Consider the following 6,582-nt stretch of genomic DNA (forward strand, 5'->3'; position numbering starts at 1 on the left):
ACAAGTCGGGGGATGACGGCCTAGAGCTACTTCGCCACCCCGAACCGAAACTCCGTCGTCTCCCGGAACACCTGTCCCGGCCGCAACACGGTCGTCGGGAAGTTCGGATGGTTGGGGCTGTCGGCGAAGTGCTGGGTCTCGATCGCCAGGCCGGCGCCTTTCTCGAGGGGACGGCCGTCGGGGGTCTTCAGCGAACCGTTGAAGCTGTTGGCGGTGAACAGCTGGACGCCCGGCTGGGTGGTGCGCACGTCCAGGGTCCGGCCGCTGGCCGGGTCGGCCATCCGCACCGCCAGGGCCAGCTTGCCGCGTCCGCCGCCGTCGACGACGAGGTTGTGGTCCAGGCCGCCGCCCAGCCTGATCTGCGGATCGTCGGCCGCCACCGCGTCGCCCAGGCGCGTCACCCGGCGCAGGTCCAGCCCCGTGCCGGCCACCGGCGCGACCGTGCCGATCGCCAGCTTGCGGGCGTCGATCGGGGTGAAGGCCTTGGCCAGTACCTGGACCGTCTGGTCGTAGACCGTGCCGCCGCCCGCCAGGTTGAAATAGGCGTGGTGGCTGAGGTTGAGCACGGTCGGCTTGTCGGTGGTGGCCCGATAGTCGATGCGCAGGGCGTTCTGGGCGGTCACCGTATAGGTGACGCTGACCGACAGGGCGCCGGGATAGCCGCCTTCGCCGTCGGCGGCGACATAGGCCAGGGTCACCCCGGCCTCGCCGCGCCGCTGGAACGGCGTCCCGGTCCACACCTGCTTGGCCATGCTGGTCGGCCCGCCGTGCGAGGAGATTCCCTCGGGGCCGCTGGGCAGGTCGTGGCGCACGCCGTCCAGGGTGAAGCCGCCGCCGGAGATGCGGTTGGCGTAGCGGCCCAGCAGCGAGCTGAAGAACGGCTTGGCCTCGTAGGCCTTGAGGTCGGCCAATTCCAGCACGACGTTGGTGACCTGGCCCTTGCGGTCCGGGACGTTGACCTGGGTGATGATCCCGCCCAGCGACAGCACCTTGACGCTCATGCCGTGGTCGTTCTTCAGGGTGAAGACCTCGACCGGCGCGCCGCTCGCCATGACGCCGTAGGGCGCGCGGCTGGCTTCGGCGGCCTGGGCGGTCGGGGCGGCCAGGCCGACGACGGCCAGGGCGGCGGCGAACAGGTCAGGCCGCATGGGCGATCAGTCTCTCGTAGCGGTGCAGGATGCGGTCCAGGGTGGAGCGCTTGATCGGTTTGCCGTCGCGCAGCTTGGTCCAGGTGGTCTCGCTGATCGCATAGCAGTCGAACAGGTGCTCGCGAGTGACGGCCGGCAGCCGGGCGCGCAGGCGCAGGACGAGGTCGCGGGGAACGGTGAGGGTTTCGGCCATGGCGTCAGCTACCAACGCACGATGACAACAGTGTTGACCCGGAGGATCTCCGGCTCGACTTCCCGATCCCGTCCACTCCGGCGGCCATGCGTTCCTTCCCGTTGTTGTTGTGGAAACCGGTGTCAGGCAAACCGGGGCAGAGATCAAGACCCCAAAAGGTCGTAGGCGCCATGGAGAGATCCCTGGCGCGGGAAAGCGGCCTCTCCGTGGCCCTGGCGCCGGAGCAGGCTCACGCCGCCGTCGATGATCGGCTCGCCGCCCACTCACATTGGTCATCACCCGCATGAAGCGGGTGATGACCAATTTTCTGGGTTGAGGAAGCGCTCTCGAGCCTGGGGCAGCCAGTTGTCCACGGACTCTAGACGGTCGCGGCCGGCGTCCGGGCGGGCAGGGCCGCGCGGGCGGCGAACAGGGCGATCGGCAGGCCGACGCCGAACATGTGGATCGCCAACCCGCCGAGCAGCATGGCCAGCTCCGGGGTGGGGCGGGGGCCGAACCGGATGGCCAGCACCACGTAGTTCATCACCATGTAGCAGCCCAGCCCGTAGAGCGGTCCCCACAGCCAGGGACGCTTGTTGAGGGCGGGCAGGGACCGGCTGGCGGCCACATAGACCGCCGCCATCACCAGGGCGATCGCCGCGTGCAGCAGGCCGCCCAGGGCGGCGGTCGCCAGGCCGCCCTGGTAGCTGGCCTTGCCGAGCAGGCCGCTGGCCACCGACTGCAGCACCCGGACCGGTCCCACGTCGCGCAGGCTGAAGGCGGCGAAGGCGTAGAGGATGTCCAGCAGCGCGGCGGTCAATCCGCCGGCGACGACGGCGACCAGGGGGGTGATCCCGGCCTTGGAGTGCGAAGACATGGCTTGCCTCAGTTGGATCGCGTGGAGCGGGCGGGGGCGGCCTCGACGTTCGGGGCGGGGGCCGGGTCGGGGGCCGGGTCATGGGACACGACGATGGGCGTGTGGGCGGCGATCAGCAACTCGATGCGCGCGACCAGGGCCTGGCCGCTGGCCGAGAGCCGCAGGACGCGCTCGCGCGGGTCGGCGGCGCTGGTCGCGCAGTCCAGCAGGCCCAGCGAGGGCGGCAGCGGCCGGTCGATGCCCCGCGCCGCCAGGCCGCGCGACACCCGCGAGGCGCCGGCGTCGGTCAGGCCGCAGGCCTGGGCCAGCTCCGAGACGTTGATGCCGGGGTTCTCGGCCACGTAGAGGAAGGCCCGGATGCTGGTCAGGCTGATGGGCGGATAGATCCGCCGGAAGGCCTCCAGGGCGCCGAGCACCGCGTCGCGGCGGCGGATGCGGACCACGTTAGCTGTCATGATAGACCGCCAGGACGCGAGGGCGGGTCTTGTAGTGGCGCGGCCGTCCGCCCGTGGGGCTTTCGCCCTCGGGGCGTCCGGCGCCCTTGGGGCGCACGTGGTGGAATGAGAAGGCGGCGGCGGGGTATTCGGCGCGGACGGCGGCGAACAGGGCTTCGGCCCGTCGCTGATGCTCCGCCGCCTCGACATAGTCCTGGGCCGAAATCTCGATGGTGATCTGGGTGCGCAGGGTCAGTATCGGGATGTCCTTTGGCCGGGCCGTCATCTGGGCTCCCTCCGGTGAGCGTCGGATCCCAATCTTGGCGGGGCGAGCGGTCTTGTCAGGCGTTGGGAGACCAACGGTCCGCGGAGTGCTGCGGGCGGCGGCGGGGTCTGCGAACGACGCCGTGACGTCTGCGAACAGCGCTTTGCGACCGCCGCGCCAGCGGCGACAATGGCCCATGAGGTCGACGCCCGCCGCACAACAGCAGACCCGGACCATCCTGATCGCCACAGCCGGGGTCTGGTTGCTGGCCTATGCCGCCATGACCCTGGGCTGGGTGAGCGCCGCCGCGCCGCATTTCTGGGACGGCGCCTTCCGCCGCGCGATCATCTGTCTGGTCGGGGCGATGATGTGCCTGGCCATGGGGCCGCTGCTGCTGCGCTCGACGCCATGGCCGTTCGTCCGGCGATTGGCCCTGGCCGCGGGGCTGTCGCTGGTCGGCTCGCTGATTTTCGGCGTGCTCGACTACACGGTCTATGTGGTGATCCTGCCGCGTTGGCCGGAGTCGACGTTCTGGGGGGTGATGCTGATCGCCCGCACGGTGTTCTGGTTCTTCGGAGCCTGGGCGGCGATCTTCATGGCGGTGCACGCCGACCTGGCGGCGCGCGAGGCCCGGTTCAAGCTGGAGGCGGCGCGGGTGCTGGCCACCGAGACCCAGAACCGCATGCTGCGCTACCAGATCAGTCCGCACTTCCTGTTCAACACCCTCAACGCCCTGGCGACCCTGGTCATGGAGCGCCAGAACGATCGCGCCGAGCAGATGATCCTGGGCCTGTCGGGCTTCCTGCGCCGCTCGCTGGAGCGCGACGTGCGTGAGATGGTCACCCTGGCCGAGGAACTGGACGGCGAGCGCCAGTACGTGGCCATCGAGCAGATCCGCTTCGGCGAGCGCCTGTCCTATGTCGAGCGCATCCCGGCCGAGCTGGCCGACGCCCTGGCGCCCAACCTGATCCTGCAGCCGGTCATCGAGAACGCCGTCAAGCACGGCCTGTCGCGCACCCGCGAGCCGATGACCATCGAGGTGGTGGTCGCCGCCCAGGCCGGGGGCATGCTGTCGATCACGGTCAGCGACGACGGGGCCTCGGGCGCCGGCGCGCCGCCGGGCCTGGGCGTCGGGCTGGAGAACGTCCGCCGTCGCCTGGAGACCCACTACGGCGAGCGCGCGACCCTGACCTGCGGCGTGCGCGAGCCGCGCGGCTTCCAGGTGCGCCTGGACCTGCCCCTGGAGCGCGCATGAGCACGCCGGTCCTCACCGTCCTGCTGGCCGACGACGAGCCCCTGGCCTTGCGCCGGTTGCAGCGGCTGGTCTCCGAGGTCGAGGACGTGCGGATCGTCGCCACGGCCACCGACGGCGACCAGGCCCTGGCCCGGGCCCGCGAGACCGCCGCCGAGGTGGTGATCATCGACATCAAGATGCCGGGCCTGGACGGGGTCAGCGTGGCGCGGGCCCTGGCCGGGCCTGACGGGCCGGTGGTGATCTTCGCCACCGCCTTCGACCGCTACGCCATCCAGGCCTTCGACCTGGCGGCGGTGGACTATCTGCTCAAGCCGTTCGACGCCCCGCGCGTGGCCGAGGCCCTGGGCCGGGCCCGCGCCCAGGTCCGGGCCCGCGACGCCGAGCAGCGGATCGGCGAACTGCGGGCCATCGTCCAGGACCTGCGGGCCGAGCATCCGGAGGCGGAGGGCGGCGGCTTCGAGACCGAGCTGTGGATCGACAACCGCGGCGGGGCCCAGCGGCTCCTGGTGCGCGACCTCGACTGGATCGAGGCCGAGCGCGACTATGTCCGCCTGCATGTCGGTGAGCGCAGCTATCTGGTGCGGGACTCGATCCGCAGCCTGATCGAGCGCCTGGACCCGGCCTGCTTCGTGCGCATCCACCGCTCGGCCGTGGTGCAGCGTGACCGGGTGGCCCAACTGGCGCCGCGTCCGGGCGGGGGGCTGACCGCGGTGCTGTCGACTGGAGCGCGCCCGCCGATCGGCCGCAGCCATGCCGCCGCCGTGCGCCGGCTGTTTCGCCGAACGCCAAACCGCGCCTGAACCGTCGAAGTCATGGAAAGAGGAGGGGGGAGGGGCGGACCACTTCGTCGGGCGCGTGACCGCTGACCCGGAAGATCGTCTGGCCGATCAAGGCGGCCAGGATGAGCGGTCGGCTCCCGTCCAGGACGGAGGCCGACCGCTCGCCGTGGATTAGCCGTTGACGGCGTCCTTCAGCTGCTTGGCCGGCGTGAACGCGACCTTCTTGCTGGCGGCGATTTCGATGGCGGCGCCCGTCGAGGGGTTGCGGCCGGTGCGGGCCGGCTTGGCCTGCACCTTGAACTTGCCGAAGCCCGGGATCGAGGCTTCTTCGCCCTTCACGGCGGCGTCGGTCAGCGACTTGAAGACGCCGTCGATGATGGCCTTGGCTTGGGCCTTGGTCAGCTTGTCGTCGGCGGCCACGGCGGCGTCGACCAGATCCGAAACGTTCATAAGTCAGCTCATCTGCTGGGAATCAAAAGAGAGCCAAGCCTGCCGGGGGAAACGCGCTTTGTCACCCTATGATGGAAGCCAGGGTTAACACGCGCATCCGGCAGACGCTGGCGCACGCTTCCTCGCGGAAAAATCAGGCTTTATCAAGCCCTTACCGGAGTGGCTGACAACGAGCGGGGGCGATCGACCAGGCCCGGGCGACTGGGCGGGGCGTCGACCGGTTGGTGAACGGCGCGGCGGATTCGGTGGAATCGGGCTCCGGAGCGACCGGCGCGGGCGGAGCGGACGCCGTCGTCGCCTCGGGGCGCGACCGGAGAATGGGGCCTCCCGCCGGCCTCGGCGATTGGATGTTTGGTCTCAGCGGGGAGGCGGAACGTTCAAGCGCCGACCCCGTCGAAGGGCGCAGCATCCGGCGTTGCGCGAAAGGAATGCCTGGTCGTGGATGTGCTGATGGTGCTCACGTCCCACGGACGCCTGCCGGACGAGGGGGGAGCATGCGGGCTGAGTTTCGACCAGTTCCTGGGTCCCTACTATCTGTTCGTGACGGCTGGGATCGACGTGGCGCTGGCCTCGCCGCGGGGCGGCCCGCCGCCGCTGGATCCGGGCCTGGACCAGCGGGAAGCCGATCCGGTCCTGGCGGCGCGGTTCCGGGGCGACCATGCCGCCCGCGACCTGCTGGCCGACACGCTGCAGCTGTCGCAGGTGGCGCCGGAAGACTTCGCGGCCGTACTCTATCCCGGCGGCCTGGGCGCGCTGTTCGACCTGCCCGCCGACCCCGTTTCGCAGGCGCTGATCGAGGCCTTCGCGCGGGCCGGAAGACCCATGGGCTTCATCGGCCATGCCCCCGCCGTTCTGGCGGGGCTGAGGCGGCCGGACGGCGCGCCCTTCGTCGCCGGCCGGCGGCTGACCGCCCTGTCCGATCGGGAAGGATGGGGGACGGGCGCCGCGCCCGCGCCGGCCTGGTCGGCGGAGCAGGTCTTGCGAGGGTTGGACGCCGACTACGGCTGTGGGCCGGAAGGGCGGCCGCATGTGGTCCGCGACGGCCTGCTGGTGACCGGCCAGAACACCGCCTCGGCGCCGGGCGTGGCCCGCGCACTGATGGCGTTGATGGGCTGACCGGCGGGCTTCAGCTCGGCGTGGCGGTCCAGCCGCCGCCCAGGGCCTGGATCAGTGCCACCGCCGTGGTCTGGCGGGCCACCGCC

9 protein-coding genes are annotated in these 6,582 nt (G+C 71.1%); 3 read left to right on the forward strand and 6 right to left on the reverse strand.

Annotation, left to right across the window (positions count from 1 at the left end):
• Positions 1-26: 26 nt before the first annotated feature.
• From PMI01_RS06130 to PMI01_RS26985, 5 genes are all read right to left on the reverse strand, one after another.
• Entirely contained in the window at positions 27-1,148 is a 1,122-nt protein-coding gene (locus PMI01_RS06130; protein WP_007665410.1) for an aldose epimerase family protein, read from the reverse strand.
• Positions 1,138-1,341: a hypothetical protein gene (locus PMI01_RS06135; RefSeq protein ID WP_007665411.1), complete on the reverse strand. Its 204-nt coding sequence runs from the start codon at positions 1,339-1,341 to the stop codon at positions 1,138-1,140. The genes PMI01_RS06130 and PMI01_RS06135 overlap by 11 nt, the downstream gene beginning before the upstream one ends.
• A 358-nt stretch (positions 1,342-1,699) precedes the next feature.
• Complete coding sequence (locus PMI01_RS06140; RefSeq protein WP_007665412.1) at positions 1,700-2,197, reverse strand: hypothetical protein; 498 nt, start codon at positions 2,195-2,197, stop codon at positions 1,700-1,702.
• 8 nt (positions 2,198-2,205) lie between these two features.
• Entirely contained in the window at positions 2,206-2,652 is a 447-nt protein-coding gene (locus PMI01_RS06145; protein ID WP_007665413.1) for a hypothetical protein, read from the reverse strand.
• Complete coding sequence (locus tag PMI01_RS26985; protein ID WP_007665415.1) at positions 2,642-2,917, reverse strand: hypothetical protein; 276 nt, start codon at positions 2,915-2,917, stop codon at positions 2,642-2,644. The genes PMI01_RS06145 and PMI01_RS26985 overlap by 11 nt, the downstream gene beginning before the upstream one ends.
• 175 nt (positions 2,918-3,092) lie before the next feature.
• Here PMI01_RS26985 and PMI01_RS06155 point away from each other — a divergent pair, with 175 nt between their 5' ends.
• Positions 3,093-4,151: a sensor histidine kinase gene (locus PMI01_RS06155; protein ID WP_007665417.1), complete on the forward strand. Its 1,059-nt coding sequence runs from the start codon at positions 3,093-3,095 to the stop codon at positions 4,149-4,151.
• A complete protein-coding gene (locus PMI01_RS06160) occupies positions 4,148-4,951 on the forward strand; it encodes a LytR/AlgR family response regulator transcription factor (RefSeq protein WP_007665418.1) in 804 nt (267 codons plus the stop codon). The genes PMI01_RS06155 and PMI01_RS06160 overlap by 4 nt, the downstream gene beginning before the upstream one ends.
• Before the next feature lie 150 nt (positions 4,952-5,101).
• Here the strand turns inward: PMI01_RS06160 and PMI01_RS06165 are convergent, their stop codons facing one another.
• The gene (locus PMI01_RS06165) at positions 5,102-5,380 is read right to left on the reverse strand and encodes an HU family DNA-binding protein (protein ID WP_007665420.1); all 279 of its coding nucleotides are present in this window, start codon (positions 5,378-5,380) and stop codon (positions 5,102-5,104) included.
• Positions 5,381-5,830: 450 nt separating this feature from the next.
• Here PMI01_RS06165 and PMI01_RS06170 point away from each other — a divergent pair, with 450 nt between their 5' ends.
• A complete protein-coding gene (locus tag PMI01_RS06170; RefSeq protein WP_007665422.1) occupies positions 5,831-6,496 on the forward strand; it encodes a type 1 glutamine amidotransferase domain-containing protein in 666 nt (221 codons plus the stop codon).
• Positions 6,497-6,582 lie beyond the last annotated feature (86 nt).

The organism is Caulobacter sp. AP07, assembly GCF_000281955.1.
GTDB lineage: Bacteria > Pseudomonadota > Alphaproteobacteria > Caulobacterales > Caulobacteraceae > Caulobacter.